The following is a 15,960-nucleotide window of genomic DNA, read 5'->3' on the forward strand; positions in this document are numbered from 1 at the left end:
AAGACAATGACCACCCACGACACTTCGACGATCAAGCGCGGCAAAAGCCTTTCGCGGCCGACGGCGCTGATCCTTTCCCTTTCCATCGCTCTTGCCGGCTGCGCCGGACGCGAGGCCCGTCCGGTCGCGTCGACCAATCCGACCGACAGCGCCTTCGACTGCGCCGGCATCACCCGCGAATTCGAGGCGAACGAACGGCAGATCACCTCGACGGTGAAGGAGCGCACCGATGCGCAGGGCAAGAACATCGTGCTTGGGGCGACCGGTGTGCTGCTGTTCCTGCCGGCGCTGTTTTTCATGGACCCGAAATCGCCGGAGAAGGTCGAGATCGACGCGTTGCGAAACAGGAACAATGTCCTGACAAGCATCGCCAAATCGAAGGGATGCCCGGCCCCGAAGTCCCAGCTGACCGAGCTCTACAAGCATCTCGACAGCAAGGCCAAGCCGGCCTCGTCGTCGGACAGCCGGAACTGAGTTCTGCAGACCAATTGCACTAAAGAATCCTGGAGTTGCCTATGCGTATCGTGCGTTTTCTAACCCTTCTGCTGTTGGCTGCGACATTGGCCTCCTGCGTCACGTCAGATCCCCGGCTGGTCTCGGCCCTCAAGAAAACCTCGGTATCGCAGATCCGCGTCGAGACGGCGCCCGATATCACCATGGGCGGCTTTTTCGACCGCACAAAGCCGGACCCGCAGCTGCCGGCGGTGGTGCGCACACTGCAGAGCACCATGGCGCGCGAGCTGACCGGCCTGCCCGGTGGTCCGGTCAAGGGCCGTCTGATCGTGACCCTGCATAGGGTCGATGTGTCGAGCAAGGCAGGACGCGTGATTGCCGGGAACGACAGCTACATCCAGGGAACGGTAAGGCTGGAGGATGCCAAGACAGGCCAGCTGATAGCCGAAGCCCAGAGCATTCGCGGCGAAGACAAAGGCGTGAGGGGAGATGGGGAAATCGGCATCGTCATTGCCATGGCCATCAATGCCGCGCAGTCGCAGGGAGAGGATGCTCTCGCCCAAAGGCTCTCCAAGTCCTTCACCCGCAATGTGAAGACCTGGCTCACCCAGAAATAATGAGACGAAGCGAGGCGCTGCCGGCAAGGCAGCGCCGGGCGGTTATTGATGTCGAGACAAAAACCAGTTGTGCGTTTGGAAAGACGAAACGATGCGTGAAAAAACCGGCCTTGGTTCGAATGGTAAGGGTCGTGGCTGCCGGCTAGGCAGGCTTGCCCATCGCTCGCTTGCGCTCGTGCTCAGCGCGCTGCTGGTCCTCCAGCCGATGCTGGCCAATGCTCAGTCGGTCTCGGCAAGCACCTCGGCGCCTGCCGCCAATCAGCCGGGCGTCGGCGCGGCACCCAACGGCGTGCCGCTCATCGACATCGTCACCCCGAACAGCCAGGGTCTATCGCACAACAAATACGACAATTTCAATGTCGGCACGCCGGGGCTGATCCTTAACAACTTCAAGGGCGAGATCGGCACCTCCAATCTCGGCGGCATCACGCCCGGCAATCCCAATCTCAATACATCGGCGCCGGCATCGGTCATTCTCAACGAAGTCACCAGCGGCAACCGCTCGGCATTGAACGGCGCGATCGAGGTGTTCGGCGGCCGCGCCGATGTCATCATCGCCAACCCGAACGGCATCACCTGCGACGGCTGCGGCTTCATCAACACGCCGCATGCGACGCTGACGACGGGCGTTCCCGATATCGGCGTGGACGGCGCGTTGAAGGGATTCACGGTCAACGGCGGCGATGTCACGATCGGACCTAACGGCGGCAACTTCGCTGCCGGACCTGGCGCGGTGGACCTTTTCGATATCGTTTCGCGCTCAGTCACCGTCAACGGCCCGGTTTACGGCAAGGACCTTCGTGTCACGGCCGGTCGCAATCAATTCGATTATGCCACCGGCAACGCCACGCCGCTTGCGGCGACATCAGGTACGCCGGAATATGCGATCGACGGTTCGGCGCTTGGCGCAATGCAGGCCGGCCGCATCAAGATGGTGGTGACCGAAAAGGGCGCCGGCGTGCGCATGCGCGGCGACATGGCCGCCAATGCGGGCGAGCTTTCGCTGTCGGCCGACGGCAAGATCTCGCTCGGTAATGTCTCCGGCGAGCAGGGCGTTTCGGTATCCTCGAAGGCGAAGGTGACGGCTTCCAAGGTCACGTCGAAGGCGAAGGTCGCGGTTCAGGCGGAGCAGGGCATCACCCTCGATACGGTTGCAGCCGATGATAACATTCTGCTGTCGAGCGGCAGCGGCCTGCTGAGTGTCGGCGGGGAGGTGAACAGTGCTGCCAATGTTGAGATGACGTCGGCGGCCGGCATCGCCGCCGGCAGTGTCGTGGCCGGCAATGCGCTCACTTTGACCAGCACATCCGGCGATATTCAGGTCGGCGGCGGCGCCAAGAGTGGCGATGCGCTGACGATGACCGCGACATCAGGCGCGATCTCCGCAGCCTCGCTCGTCAGCAGCAGTGGCCTCACGCTGTCTGCCGGCGCCGATATCGGCATCTCCGGCGACATGCTGGCCGCGGGCAATGTGACCGCGACCGGCCGTTCGATCTCAGCCGCAACGATCGTCTCCGGTCTCGATGCGGCCGCGACGAACGCTGCGGCAAACGGTGGTACGGTTCTCGGCAGCGCCGGGGACATCCGGCTTGTTGCCGGTAGCGGTGCGATCGATGTCGAAGGACTCCTGTCGGCCGGCGATACGTCGGTTACGGCGGTTGCCCTGACGGCCGCGTCGGTGACCGCGCATGGTGCCATCACCATCGACGCCACCACTGATGTCAGCGGCCAGATCCTCAGCGCCGGCAACGTGTCGATCACCGGTGGGACTATTTCGGCCGAGGCGATCGTCGCCGGTCTCGACTTTGCGGCCAGCGCCGCTTCGCCGGACGGCGCTGCCATCCTCGGCGCGTCGGGCGATCTTACGCTGGATGCAGGCGTCAGCGGGAACGTTGATGTTGACACTCTCATTGCCGCCGGCGCGCTCCTGGTCGATGCCGGCCGTTTCCAGGCCGACAACGTCAGCGGCCATGGAAACGTTTCGGTCAGCGCCGATACCTCGATCAGCGGCCAGCTTCTTGCCGCGGGCGACATTTCGGTCACGGGTCCGGCCATACAGGCTGGAGGCATCGCTTCCGGCGTCGATTTCGTCGCCACCGCCCAATCGGCCAATGGCACGCTGGTGCTGCAGCAGGCGGGCGGCATGAGCCTTGCCGCCACGAATGGTTCGATCGCCATCGGGGACGCGCTGCTGAGCAGTGGTGATCTTTCAGCCGATGCGAGCCAGAACATCGCCTATGCCAAGCTGCAGAGCCGCAGCAGCGCGGCGCTCACGGCTTCGGGCCAGATCAGCTATGGCAATCCGACCAGCACCGCCGGCAACCTGACGCTGACCACGACCAATATCGATCTCTCGAATGGCGCGGCCAGCAATATCGCCGCCGGCGGCACGCTGACGCTGAATGCCGATAGCGCCAATCTCAGCAACAACAGCCTCACCCTCGGCGGCTTCGCCCTCAATCTCTCGGGCACGGCTGATCTCAGCGGCGCCACCATCAACGCCGTCACCGGTTCCGGCGGCTCCGGCGACATCACCATCAATGCCGACGGCCTCTCCACCTCAAGCAGCACCGCGCTGCTCGCCGCCGACGACCTGACGCTGACGCTGCAGTCGCTGACCAATGCCGGACAATTGGCCGCCAAAGATGACCTGAAGCTCAACATCTCGGGCAATTTCACCAACAGCGCCACCGGCCTTGCCTATGCCGGCCAAGACGCCGGCCTGTTGATCGGCGGAACGCTCACCAACAATCAGGGCGCCATCCTCGCCGGCCACGATCTTGAGATCGCCGGAGCGACATCGGGACAGAGAAACGCCGGCGTGACCAATATTTCCAGCCTGATCCAGGCTGGAAATAACATGTCCATCCTGACGGCCAATCTGAACAACCGGCGGGCCGTCACGCCGCAATGGACGACCGGGACGCTGGTTTCGTCGGGCGTCGTCACCGGTTTCACGCTCAATCCCGCCGCCGCCGGCCTGCCTTTCGGCTACCTCGAGACCGCCGATCAGAACATGTACCAGCTCTATGCCGGCGTCGATCCGGGGCTGTGGCAGGATTATCAGCCGCTGCTCTGGTCGAAGGCGACGCTCGCCGATGGTACGACCTATCGTGCATGGACGTGGATCTCGGCCGATGGGCCGGAGAAGGTCGGGCCGATCATCGACTGGATCAGGGCCCGCGTGCCGCGGGATGCCAACGGCAATCCGGTTGCCGATCCCAACAATCCATCGCGTTATTTCATCGTCGACGAGGTCAATTTCAGCGGCTCGGACGAGAGCACCACCTACACATGGGATTGGTCGTCCCACCTCAGCCAGTCGGTCTATGAGGACCGCCTGATCGGCACACTCAGCCCGGAAGCGACGATCCGGGCGAGCCGCAACCTCACCATCGACGCCACCAATCTCAGCAATGCCTACAGCTCGATCGAGGCCGGCGGCGACGCGACGCTGAAGGGCTCGACGCTGACCAACACCGGTGTCACCCTTTTTCGCACGACGACGACGACCTGCAGCGCCCAAGGCGCCTGCACAGCCTATAATGCCAACGGCACCGCCAATCCCTCGAAGAACATCGCCAACGGCTCGACGATCGTCAGCTCCGTCCAGGCGATCGGCGGCGTCTCGGCCAACATCAAGGCCGGCGGCGCGCTCTCCGTCGATTTCGGCAGCGTCAATAATACGTCGGCGGCCGGCTCGATGGCCGGCGGCGCCAGCGTCACGGCCACCAGCAATCCCGGTGATCCGTTGTCGGCGCTCACCGGCCTGACCGCGGGCGGCGCATTGTTCACCGTCAACACCGGCCTCGGCGGCGGCAACCCGCTTTCCGGCCTCGGCGATATTGCCGAACGCATCCGCCTCGACGGCGCAGCCCTTGAGGCGGCCGCCAAACCGCAATCGGGCGGCGTCGGCGGGAACATCCCTCACCAGATATTCCTGTTCGAAACCCGCGGCGACTTCCTCGATGTCAGCAAGTTCTACGGCTCCGGCTATTTCATGGACCGCATCGGCTACGTGCCGGAGACGACGGTTCCGTTCCTGGGCGATGCCTATTTCGAGAACCAGCTGATCGACACGCAGTTGCGCCAGCTCGTCGGCGAAGGCCTCGGCAGAAGCACCTTCATTGCCGGCAACAGCGCGATCGAGCAGATGAAGACGCTGCTCGACAACGGTGCCGACTATGCGAAGGATCACGGCCTGGCCGTCGGCCAGGGTATCACGCCTGAGCAGGCGGCCGCGCTCACCAAGTCGATCGTCCTCTACCAGTGGCAGACGATCGACGGCGTCCAGGTGCTCGCACCCGTCGTTTATGTCGCCGCCGCCGACCGGAAGAAGCTCAGCGGCGCCGGCGCCGCCATGGCGGGCGGCTCGGTCAACATGAATGTCGACGATCTAGACAATTCCGGCCTGATCGCCTCCGCCGGCGGCCTTACCATCACCGGCAAGACCATTCAGGGCAGCGGAACGTTCCTGTCGCGCGGCGACACGGCGCTCAATGCCACCAACGGCATCACGCTCGCGGCCCAGACCATGACGCTCGGCGGCCAGAACATGGTCAACACCAATGCCGGTGTGACGGCATCGGGCAACGTGCAGCTTGCCGGCGGCAGCGGCGATCTGGCGCTGAAGGGCGTCAAGGTGAACGCCGGCGGCTCCGCCCAGCTCACCGGCACCAATGTCACGCTCGGAGCCGCCAAGGTTGAGAACAGCGGTCAGCAAAATGCCACCGGCACCCAGATCGCCAGCGGCGGAGCCCTGACGATCAAGGCTGCCGACAATGTCAACGTCATCGGCAGTTCCGCCAAGGCGGGTACGACGCTTGACGTGACCGCCGACAACGGCTCGGTGGCCGTCGTCTCGACCGATGTCGCCCGCAACAACCAGTCCGGCTACACCAGAACCCTCTCCACCGACCAGCAGCAATCGCAGCTTTCATCAGGCACGAATGCGACGATCAAATCAGGCGACGACATCCTGCTCTCCGGCTCCTCGGTCAAGGGCGGTGGCAATGTCACGCTTTCCGCCGGCGACGATATCAACATCACTGCCGCCCAGGAGCAATCGGCCTCCACCTTCGGCAAGAAGTCCGCCTCGTCGATCACCCATGTCGGCTCGGAGATATCCGCCGGCGGCGATCTCTCGGTGACGGCGGGCAACGGCGGCGGCGATCATGATCTCAACATCGTCGGCAGCAAGGTTGCCGCCGACGGCAAGGTTGGCCTCAAGGCCGATGGCGACGTGACGATCGCCGAAGCCACCGACACCGCGACCCTCGACACCAAGCTCAGCAGCAAGGGCGGTTTCCTCGGCACGAGCGAGAAGACGACCACCCATCTGGAAACGACGACAGCCGTCGGCTCATCGATCAGCGGCGCTGGCGGCGTCGACATCACCTCCGGTAAGGACACGGTCATCTCGGCCTCGAAGGTGATAGCCGGCGACGAGGACCATGATGCCAATCTGAACATCACCACCAAGGGCGACCTCATCATCGCCTCCGGAATGGATACCAGTACCAAGGACGACAAGGGCTCGCGCAGCGGCTTCCTGTCCAAAGGCTCGTCCAGCCACAAGAGTTACGACGAGACGACGGTCGGCTCTCAGCTGAGCGCCAGCGGTGACATCAATCTCGACGCAGGCAGGGCAGCGATTATTGCCGGTTCAAAGGTCGATGCCGACGGCTCGATTAATGTCGCGGCTGACAGCGTTTCGATCATCGGGGCGCAGGAGACGCACGAACTCGAGGAGCAACATAAGAAGTCCGGCTTAGGCGTCGGCGGCGGTGGCGGCTTCATTTCGATCTATGGCAGCCAGCAAAACAAGGGCGCTCAGGCATCGACCCTCAATGTCGGCTCAGCCCTTTCTGCTGGCGAGGACGTCAACCTCACGGCGAAGACGACCGATCTGAACATCATGGGCTCGTCCGTCGATGCCGAGCGAGACATTAGCTTGTCGGCAGCTCGCGACGTCAACGTGACGCCCGGCGCGGAGAGCTTCTCGCAATCCGAAGAGGAGAAGAAGTCCGGCTTCGGCCTGTCCTTCTCTGCCGGCAATGGCGGCTTCTCGGTCGGCATCGGCGCACAGACGAGCAAGGACGGCAGCACCGCGCAGTCGGACACCAATGCTTCGTCGATGCTGACCGCTGGCCGCGATCTCAACATCTTCGCCGGCAACAACATCAATCTGCAGGCTGCGGGGGCCTCGGCCGAGCGTGACGTCAATCTGCTTGCGAAAAATGACATCAATCTGATGTCAGCCAATGACGTCACCAATTATCAGGAGGTGCACGAGAAGACCTTCGCCGGTGTGACGCTCTCCGTTTCCAGCCAGTTGGGAAGCGCGGCTAACAGCATTATGAGAGGGACCGAACGCCTGTCCGATCCCGGCGGCGTCAACGGGCTGACCAACAGTGCGATCGCCGGTCTCAGCTTCTATCAGGGTATCAAGGACCTGAAGGGCGTCTCCGACAACGTCGCCGACGGCAAGGGCCTTTCCTTCAGCATCGGTTTGAATGCCGGTATCAACCATCAGCAGAGCGCATCTTCCTCGACGATATCTGCACCCGTCGTTACGGATATCCGTGCTGGCCGCTCCATCACAATGGACGCACAGAACGGATCCATCACCAGCGACGGAACCCAGATAGTGGCCGGCTACGACAAATTCGGCCTGCCGACCACCTCCGACGATCTACTGGCCGGCGACATCCTCCTGTCGGCGGCGAATGGCAACATCAACCTGAACGCGGCCATTGGAACATCGGAGTCGACCAGTTCGAACAGCTCATGGGGCGCAGGGGTCGGCGTCAACTTCGGTTGCAGTACGGCAAAGAAAAACTGCGATGCCAGCGTCGGTGTTAGTGGATCTTACGGCAAAGGCGGCTCCAGCTCGACCGACATCGGCCATATGAACGCCCATATTAACGGTGCCGGCGAGGTCGCCATCGTCACCAACGATCTAACCTTGAAGGGGGCCGCTGTCACCGGCAACTCCGTCATCGCCGACGTCCGGAACCTGTTGATCGAGAGCCAGGTCGATACGTCCAAGGCCAAGGCCGATCAGCTCAATCTCTCGGGCCAGATCGGTTTCGGCTCCTCCGGCATCTCCGGTGTCACGCAGAATGCCAAGGGCGATGCCGCCGTCGTTTCTGAGCAATCCGGCATCCATGCTGGCACCGGTGGTCTCATCCTCAACGTCGAGAAGCAGACGACACTGGTAGGAGGACTGATCACCAGCCAGGCGGCAGCGGCCGTCAACAGCATATCGACCGGCACCCTGACGGTAACCGACATCGACACGCATTCGACCTGGAAGGCAGCCACGTACGGTGGGTCGATTAGCACCAGTGGCCTGAGCCCGGCACCACCTGTCAAGGCTGGCGAGAAGGAGACCGGTAGGGCCTACTCGGCAATCGGCGCCAATATTGGCATCACCATCACCGATCCGGCGCAGCAGACGCAGGATATCGGCACAATCCGCCGCGATACAGAAAACACCAATACCTCACTGCCCGGCCTGCCGGACCTGCAGAACATTTTGCGCGATCAGTACAGAACGCAGGCGGACCTGCAGGCAGCGCAAAAGACGATGGCTGGGTTGGTCGGTGACATTGCCAGCGAACTCTACAAGCAAGCTGCCGAGAACCAAGACCAGACAGGAATGGACTACTGGAAGGAAGGGGGAGCTGGTCGTGTGCTCCTGCACACTATCGGCTCCGGCATTCTCGGCGGCGTTAACGGCTGGGAAGGCGCACTTAAGGGCGCACTTGGCGCGGCAACTTCGTCGTTGCTAACACCCGCGATCGCCAAACTCGTCAAGGGCATGCTGAAAGGGACTAGCTTTGAGGGGACCGCAGAGGGCCAACAGCTTGCTGCCCTGATCGGAGAAAGCCTGGCGGCACTAGCAGGGGGCGCCGTTGGTGGCGGAGAGGGCGCGTCATATGGTGCCGCGCAGTATCAGTATAATTATCTCGATCATGCCGACAATGATGCGCTGAATGCTGCCAAAGCAGCGTGTGCCGCCTCCAAGGATCCCAATAGCGGGGCGTGCGCAGAGAAATCACAGCTCGAGGCAAAAGATAAACAGCAGCAGGATGCTTATGTGGCTTGCAGGCCAAGCGGCTTCCAAGCGGATGGTTGCGATGCTGTGTTCGCCAACATGCTTGCAGCGCTTTCTAGTTATAGTGGCACAGCCTCGTGGCTTCTTCCCGAAGATCAATATCAAGCCGCTCTCAAAGATCTGCAAGACAATGGTGGCTTGGTACAAATCTTGAAAATTATGGCGCCCGATGGATTCAATAAGCTGTCCGAGGAGGAAAAACGCGACGCGTCAAAGCTCATTGGTCTTCTCGTTGGTGATCCTTCGGGCTTCACCGCCATCCCGTCGCTTATCGCGAAGGCTAACAATGGCGACCCTCTCGCCCTCGTGCAGGTGCTTACGTTATTCACAAGATTTAAGGCAGGTAATTTTTCTGATGGCCTTCCGAGCGATCCAGGAGGTAATGTAACTAAGACGGACGACGCTTTCTTAGATAGTACAACTGCATCTGGCGACGGCGTTTATCATAATGCCATAAGCACAGCAGTTGGAGACGATCTTGCGACAAAGCGGAACTTCTATAACGCGATTGATACCGGAAATGGTCACAATGTGATTGTCCATGGGGGCTTGGATTATGACGAGATTGGAGGAATCCCATTCGTCAACGGTCGGGAAACGAACCCGGCACAAATTGCTGAAGCGGTAAGAGCTAATCCCAGTTATACGCAGGGCAGCCAGGTCTGCTTTGCCTCCTGCTGGAGTGGGACAAGTGGCACTGCGCAACAATTGGCCGACGAATTGAAGGCTCCTGTGTTCGCACCGAGCAGACCCGTGGCTTGGGACTCGGCTGCGGATAAGTGGGTTTTCGACACTGATGTATTTGGAATAGGGCAAGTGCCGCGGCCAGATATAAAGCCTATCTGGCAAATGTTTTACCCAAGCGGAAAATGATGTAATGGATAGCCCAAAGCGCTTAGTACTATACAGAGAAAGGCAATACTCTGATGTCGCAATACATGCTCAGAGTATCAAAGAAAATATAAATACAATGCCTGCGTCATTCGCAGAGGAAGTTGCGACCTATTTACGTCGCGGGCTGGTTATCATTGAGTTTGTCAGCCCCACGCCAGATCCGTATAACCCCGTTGATTTGGTTCGGAACGTCGTGTTCTCGGATGGAGTTTATTTCTGGGATGGAATAATACTGCATTGGGTAGAGAAGTATAAAATACGAATGCCTGAAGAGTTTATGGTGCATTTTAACTCTGCGAAATCTCAACCGATACCTGTTGATGAATCAGATGTGGCACGATTGCTTGCTGCTTTCAAAACCGCAGAGCCGCTGATGGTGACATGAGGTCTCGAACGAGTGACTAGCTGAGCTCTATCATCTATGCCCCATTTTTGGCTGCTCACGATCGACACCAGGGCCTGGGTTGCAGTTCCTTTATGACCACGGTCGTGCGCCATTATGTTGCCGATGAAGACGTTGACATCGAGCAGCACTCGGACAGGACGATCCATGCCTTATTTCCGGTGCGCTGCTGCACGGGTGAGGGCCGTCGCTTCTTCCAACATGTCAATCTCGCTGGACGCGTCTTCTGGCCCGCCGAACCGGTGCTCAGATGCTAGGTCGGTAGTTGCCTTCTCAAGACGAACCCGCGCCACCGCTGCCGGGGGTAATCCTCCCCGTTTTAACAGGGTTCAGCGGTAGAATTCACGCGGCCCTTTTCAGTTTCTGAGCGGGTGTGATGCCGCCAATACCCATATTGGGCCGTTCGTGGTTATATGACCAAAGCCACTCCGTGGCGATCTCCTGCACCTCCATTATGCTGTCAAAAATATACAGATCAAGCCATTCATGCCGGACCGTTCGATTGTAACGCTCGACGTAGGCGTTCTGCTGAGGCTTGCCGGGCTGGATGTAGTTCAACGCGATCCCTTGGGTCTCAGCCCATTCGATGAGCGTCGAACTGACATATTCCGGGCCGTTATCAACCCTGATCGCCAGTGGTTTGCCTCGCCATTCGATGATCTGGTTGAGACTGCGCACGACCCGCTCAGCGGGCAGCGAGAAGTCGGCCTCGATGCCCAGACCTTCGCGGTTGAAGTCGTCCAACACATTCAAAAGCCTGAACTGGCGGCCGTCCGCCAAACGATCCGCCATGAAGTCCATCGACCAGACCATGTTCGGCGCATCCGGCACCGCCAGTTCATCAGGCTTCTCCCGTTTCAACCGCCGACGAGGCCTGATCCTGAGGTTCAGTTCAAGCTCCCGGTAGATGCGGTAGACACGTTTGTGGTTCCAGCGATGACCCTGGACATTGCGCATATGGAGGAAGCACAGGCCAAAACCCCACGTCTTCTTTACCTTCACAAGCCCCAGCAACAGATCGGCGATCTGCTCGTTATCGGCATTGCGCTGAGGGCTATACCGATAACAGGTTTCGCTGACGCCAAACGTCCGGCATGCCAGCGCGATGCTCACACCGCGATGCGCCAGTGCTTTCTCGGCCAGCTCTCGGCGCTGAGATGACCGTGTCATTTTTTTCCGAGAGCCTCTTTCAGCAGATCGGCTTGCATGCTCAAGTCCGCATACATCCGCTTCAATCGTCGGTTCTCTTCCTCCAGAGCCTTCATCTGGCTCATCATCGAGGCGTCCATGCCGCCATACTTTGCACGCCATTTGTAAAAGCTGGCGGTGCTGATGCCATGTTCCCTGCACAGGTCAGGTAACGGCACTCCACCTTCCGCCTGGCGCAACACAGCCATGATCTGGGCTTCGCTAAATCGACTCTTCTTCATCAAAATCTCCTCGAGCATCTTGCCGAGAAAATTCTACTTTTAAAGCCCTCTATTCGCGGGGAGGATTACCCTCTGCGTTTACCGAGAACCTTCATCTGCATATCGACAAGGCGGATATTGTGCCTTTGGACATGCGTTTCCTGACGCAGAAGAATCAAGAATTACTGCTTAACTTGATCGATGGGTTGTCGATTTCGCAAAAAAGTAAGCTTATTCTCATGAGGTAAAAAATGGCAGGTTCAATCTTAATTTCCGATAAAGTCGGGCTCCCTCTGGGTTCGTTCGCGTTATTCTACTTGGTCGAGAAAATCAGGGACGAGTTTGATGGCAAAGACGAAGTGTTTAAGAAAGAAATATATGAAACTTTAGAGGATCAAGGAATGCCGTTTATCACTCTCCATAGACAAAGCAGGGCGGGATTTAACGCCTTCGTAAGGGCGGCGGGGCATGCTTATAATAAAGCTCGCCAAGAGGAGTCATTTTCAACTTATAGTCATATTTGGAAATCTCTGTTCGATTTGCTTGCGGCCGACTCCAGGTGTGATCCGAAATACATTGTCGAGTTAAAGCACATGTGATCTGAACCCTTCAAACTGGACCAGTTTTGGTTAGAGTTTTCCGGTGGGTTTTCCTGGCTGGGAAAGGAACGGAAGACGATGAAGGCATCGAAGTTTTCGGAGGCGCAGATCACGTAACAGCTTCTGGAAAATGCTTAATGGAGATCCCATGGATAATAATAAGGCCTATAAAAATGAATATTCTGCGGTGTTAGAAAAAATTGGGGATGAAGTTGAGGAAGAGGTTTCTGTACTCATTCAAGGAGAAAGGTTAACGTGCTTTGCTAGTTATATGCCGTATCCAACTCATATTGGAGAGGTATATCAGGTAGAACTTATCGCGTCTGTCTTTGGTGATTATATTATCGAGGGGGCCGAAAATGAATCTCCATCAATTTGCCGGATCGGAAAAGGTTATTCATACTTAATAGTGGGTATATTGACTGATGGAAAGATTGATTGCGGTTCGCTCTCATTTGATGATGATGCCTTCTCCAAAGATTTTGGGTCCCTCCGCGGGAAAATGGTTTCCTGGAAGGTAGATCGACTGGATATCTGCTTTCTGGAATAGCATAGCACTCACCTCAAATGGCACGGGAAAAAACGGAACCCAATTCTGTATGACCAAGCGCATCAAAATTGGGGACATAATTCAAATTTTAACCTCGAAAGGCGGCTCCTACGCTCAGGTCACCCATAAGCATTCGCGCTATGGGCATCTGCTTCGTGTATTCGATGGCTTTCGTGCCGACAGACCCAACAATCTCGCCGAAGTAGTAGCTTCTCCTGTGTTGTTTTCCGCATTCTTTCCTGTCCAAAAGGCAGTTGGCGAAGGCCTGGTGGCAAATGTCGGAAACAGTAGTGTGTCCGCTGCAAATTCCGGCTTTCCCACCTTTCGGACCAGTACCCGGGATAGGGAAGGGCGGCGGGGGCCTTGGTGGTTATGGAATGGCGAAACAGAAGTGATGCTGACTCGAGGCCTTTCTGATGAGGACAAGAAATATCCGGTCCGCGGTATCATCAGTGCACCGTTGCTGATTGAGCGCATTGAGAAGGGTTATCGCGCAGAGACTCATGATTTGTAGTTATTGTTGTCGGCGCCTCTGAGTGCGACTTGACTGCATTCCGGAACTCCTAAGTCAAATCATGCAGCCCCGTCGTAATCGCTGGCCCAACCGAAAACTCCGAAAACCGCACCCTCAAACCGCTGCGCTCCGGCGTACAGGCTGTCGGCCCCACCTCATAGCAATCGGCAGCCGGGAAGGGCGCTAACCGCAGCAGCGGCCAGTGGCGTCCATCGCGGGAGGCCTGGATGCGCATCGCTCCGTTCGCTACGGTGACGCGGATGTGGAAGTCGTCGAGTTGCCTGAAGGGCTGTGACACCGACCAGTCGGATTGGCCGTCGGTGACGACGGTGCTGAGGAAGGCTTCGCCGTCGGTGAATTCGACGCCGGTCTTGACCCAGCGTTTTTCGTCGAGGCGCACCATTAGGCCGGCCTGGTCGTAGAGGGTGCGGAACTCGCCCTGTACGCGGATCTGCGCGGTGAAGCTGTCGGCGGTGGGGAAGGCGAGGAAGTGGCCGCTGTCGCGGGTGAAGCCGTAATAGGTTTCCCGCCAGAAATCGGTCTTCTCGCCTGTTGTCAGCGTCAGGCCGGTTTCGTCGGCGTGCCAGCTTTCCGGTTCGTTCAGCCATTTTCCGTCGTTGAAATCGATGCTCATTCTATTCTCGCTTTCTTGAAGCCGTGGCGCTGCCGATTCTTCGCATAATGCGCGAGCTTCGCGCAGGCGGCCAGCCGCACATGCGGTTCGCGCGCTGTTTGCCGTTGCGACCCTCGTCTCACGACATAATCCACGGCTTCCGCTTGACACGATCACTTCATCTCTTATTCTGTTGTAAAAAGATGAATTACATAATTGTGGAACTTAACCGGGAGCCCTCATATGAAAACGCTTGTCGCATTCCTGCTCGGCACTGCGCTTATCGCCCTGCCTTCGACCCTGTTTGCCCAGGAAAAGGGCGGCGTCATCAATGTCGCGACGATCGGTGAGCCGCCGACGCTCGATCCGATGTCGTCGACGGCCGATCTCGTCGGCATCGTCACGCAGCATATTTTCGAGACGCTCTATACTTTCGACAAGAGCTGGAACGTCACGCCGCTCCTCGCCGAGAGCCTGCCCGAGATCAGCGCCGACGGCAAAACCTATGCGATCAAGCTCAGGACCGGCATCAAGTTCCACGACAATACAGACATGACGTCCGAGGATGTCGTCGCCTCGCTTAACCGCTGGATGAAGATCGCCTCGCGCGGCAAGCAGGTGGCGGGCTTCATCGACAAGATCGCCGCCACCGATCCCTCGACCGTCACCATCATGCTGAAGCAGCCCTATGCGCCGCTGACCTCGCTGCTCGCCTTCAACAATTCGGCGGCGATCATCATCCCTTCTGAAAAGCAGGACGAGCCGATGAAGGAGTTCATCGGCACCGGCCCCTATATGCTGAAGGAGCGCAAGGCCGACCAGTATATCCAGCTCGTCCGCTTCGAGGGCTACAAGTCGCGCGAAGGCGACAGCAATGGTTATGGCGGCGCCCGCCACCAATATCTCGATGAAATCCGCTTCGTGCCGGTGCCGGATCCGAACACCCGCGTCGAGGCCGCCGTATCCGGCCAGTATGATTATGTCGATTCGATCCCGGTCGAATCCTACGACAAGCTGAAGGCCTCCACCGCCTCGCAGCCGGTCATGCTGAAGCCCTTCGGCTACCCGGTCTTCGTCTTCAACACCAAGGAAGGTGCTGCTGCGAATATCGAGGTTCGCAAGGCGATCCGTCAGGCGCTCAGCATGGAAGACATGCTGGCCGCAGCCTTCGGCGGCACGGATTTTTACGCGCTCGACGGCTCGATCTATCCCAAGACCTTTGCCTGGTCGACGGATGCCGGCGTCGAAGGCGCCTATAACGTCGCCGATCCGGAAGGGGCGGCGGCTGCCGCCAAGAAGGCCGGCTACAATGGCGAGCCGATCCGCATCCTGACCAGCCGCCAGTACGAGTTCCATTACAAGATGGCGCAGGTCGCCGCCGAATATCTGAAGCTTGCCGGCTTCACCGTCGATATGCAGGTGGTGGACTGGGCGACGCTGACGCAGCGCCGCACCGATCCGAAGCTCTGGGATATCTACATCACCCACAGCCCCTTCCTGCCGGAGCCGGCCCTCATCGGTTCGCTCTCGACCAGCTCTCCCGGCTGGTGGGATACGCCGGCCCGCAAGGCCGCGGTCGACGCCTTCACCTCGGAAGTCGATCCGAAGAAGCGCGTGGCGCTCTGGGCCGATGTCCAGAAGGCCGTCTATACAGACGCGCCATTCATGAAGATCGGCGATTTCAACGCCGTCTCGGCAAAGTCGGTCAAGCTCGAAGGTGTCGATCCGGCTCCGTGGCCGTATTTCTGGAACGCCTCGATCAACAAGTAAGCATCGCCGCCGGCAC

At 59.0% G+C, this 15,960-nt stretch carries 11 protein-coding genes; 9 read left to right on the top strand and 2 right to left on the bottom strand.

Features of this window, described 5'->3' with window-relative positions:
* The first annotated feature begins 6 nt into the window (after positions 1 to 6).
* The 4 genes from A7X77_RS19795 (at position 7) to A7X77_RS19810 (ending at position 10,471) form a co-directional block, all read left to right on the top strand.
* Complete coding sequence (locus A7X77_RS19795) at positions 7 to 474, top strand: hypothetical protein (RefSeq protein ID WP_064684551.1); 468 nt, start codon at positions 7 to 9, stop codon at positions 472 to 474.
* 41 nt (positions 475 to 515) lie between these two features.
* The gene (locus A7X77_RS19800) at positions 516 to 1,070 is read left to right on the top strand and encodes a hypothetical protein (protein ID WP_064684552.1); all 555 of its coding nucleotides are present in this window, start codon (positions 516 to 518) and stop codon (positions 1,068 to 1,070) included.
* A gap of 91 nt (positions 1,071 to 1,161) precedes the next feature.
* A complete protein-coding gene (locus tag A7X77_RS19805; RefSeq protein WP_245293773.1) occupies positions 1,162 to 10,065 on the top strand; it encodes a hemagglutinin repeat-containing protein in 8,904 nt (2,967 codons plus the stop codon).
* Between the two features lie 4 nt (positions 10,066 to 10,069).
* The gene (locus A7X77_RS19810; protein WP_064684553.1) at positions 10,070 to 10,471 is read left to right on the top strand and encodes a hypothetical protein; all 402 of its coding nucleotides are present in this window, start codon (positions 10,070 to 10,072) and stop codon (positions 10,469 to 10,471) included.
* A 360-nt stretch (positions 10,472 to 10,831) separates the two neighbouring features.
* Here the strand turns inward: A7X77_RS19810 and A7X77_RS19820 are convergent.
* Positions 10,832 to 11,919, bottom strand: a protein-coding gene (locus A7X77_RS19820; protein ID WP_156668133.1) for an IS3 family transposase whose coding sequence is annotated in 2 segments (ribosomal slippage) — positions 10,832 to 11,658 and positions 11,658 to 11,919 — 1,089 coding nt in all. Because the reading frame shifts where the segments join, the coding sequence is not laid out codon by codon here.
* Between the two features lie 131 nt (positions 11,920 to 12,050).
* On the opposite strand from A7X77_RS19820, the gene A7X77_RS34435 reads away from it, so the two are divergent.
* The 4 genes from A7X77_RS34435 (at position 12,051) to A7X77_RS19840 (ending at position 13,561) form a co-directional block, all read left to right on the top strand.
* A complete protein-coding gene (locus tag A7X77_RS34435) occupies positions 12,051 to 12,146 on the top strand; it encodes a hypothetical protein (protein WP_432431346.1) in 96 nt (31 codons plus the stop codon).
* A gap of 3 nt (positions 12,147 to 12,149) precedes the next feature.
* The gene (locus tag A7X77_RS19830) at positions 12,150 to 12,497 is read left to right on the top strand and encodes a hypothetical protein (RefSeq protein WP_064684556.1); all 348 of its coding nucleotides are present in this window, start codon (positions 12,150 to 12,152) and stop codon (positions 12,495 to 12,497) included.
* Between the two features lie 148 nt (positions 12,498 to 12,645).
* Positions 12,646 to 13,047, top strand: a complete 402-nt coding sequence (locus tag A7X77_RS19835; protein WP_064684557.1) for a hypothetical protein — start codon at positions 12,646 to 12,648, stop codon at positions 13,045 to 13,047.
* A 49-nt stretch (positions 13,048 to 13,096) separates the two neighbouring features.
* A complete protein-coding gene (locus A7X77_RS19840) occupies positions 13,097 to 13,561 on the top strand; it encodes a hypothetical protein (protein WP_064684558.1) in 465 nt (154 codons plus the stop codon).
* Positions 13,562 to 13,610: 49 nt separating this feature from the next.
* Here A7X77_RS19840 and A7X77_RS19845 read toward each other — a convergent pair whose 3' ends face one another.
* A complete protein-coding gene (locus A7X77_RS19845) occupies positions 13,611 to 14,195 on the bottom strand; it encodes a DUF1349 domain-containing protein (protein ID WP_064684559.1) in 585 nt (194 codons plus the stop codon).
* 222 nt (positions 14,196 to 14,417) lie between these two features.
* On the opposite strand from A7X77_RS19845, the gene A7X77_RS19850 reads away from it, so the two are divergent.
* Positions 14,418 to 15,944: an ABC transporter substrate-binding protein gene (locus tag A7X77_RS19850; protein WP_064684560.1), complete on the top strand. Its 1,527-nt coding sequence runs from the start codon at positions 14,418 to 14,420 to the stop codon at positions 15,942 to 15,944.
* The last annotated feature ends 16 nt before the right edge of the window (positions 15,945 to 15,960 follow it).

Origin of the sequence: Rhizobium bangladeshense, assembly GCF_001662075.1 — a bacterium.
Classification (GTDB): domain Bacteria; phylum Pseudomonadota; class Alphaproteobacteria; order Rhizobiales; family Rhizobiaceae; genus Rhizobium; species Rhizobium bangladeshense_B.

Excerpts from the sequence above, each read along its gene's own strand:
- A7X77_RS19835 (WP_064684557.1), top strand. The coding sequence starts at position 12,646 with ATGGATAATAATAAGGCCTATAAAAATGAATATTCTGCGGTGTTAGAA.
- A7X77_RS19850 (WP_064684560.1), top strand. The coding sequence starts at position 14,418 with ATGAAAACGCTTGTCGCATTCCTGCTCGGCACTGCGCTTATCGCCCTG.
- A7X77_RS19845 (WP_064684559.1), bottom strand. The coding sequence starts at position 14,195 with ATGAGCATCGATTTCAACGACGGAAAATGGCTGAACGAACCGGAAAGC.
- A7X77_RS19840 (WP_064684558.1), top strand. The coding sequence starts at position 13,097 with ATGACCAAGCGCATCAAAATTGGGGACATAATTCAAATTTTAACCTCG.
- A7X77_RS19795 (WP_064684551.1), top strand. The coding sequence starts at position 7 with ATGACCACCCACGACACTTCGACGATCAAGCGCGGCAAAAGCCTTTCG.
- A7X77_RS19810 (WP_064684553.1), top strand. The coding sequence starts at position 10,070 with ATGGATAGCCCAAAGCGCTTAGTACTATACAGAGAAAGGCAATACTCT.
- A7X77_RS19805 (WP_245293773.1), top strand. The coding sequence starts at position 1,162 with ATGCGTGAAAAAACCGGCCTTGGTTCGAATGGTAAGGGTCGTGGCTGC.
- A7X77_RS19800 (WP_064684552.1), top strand. The coding sequence starts at position 516 with ATGCGTATCGTGCGTTTTCTAACCCTTCTGCTGTTGGCTGCGACATTG.
- A7X77_RS34435 (WP_432431346.1), top strand. The coding sequence starts at position 12,051 with ATGCGTTTCCTGACGCAGAAGAATCAAGAATTACTGCTTAACTTGATC.
- A7X77_RS19830 (WP_064684556.1), top strand. The coding sequence starts at position 12,150 with ATGGCAGGTTCAATCTTAATTTCCGATAAAGTCGGGCTCCCTCTGGGT.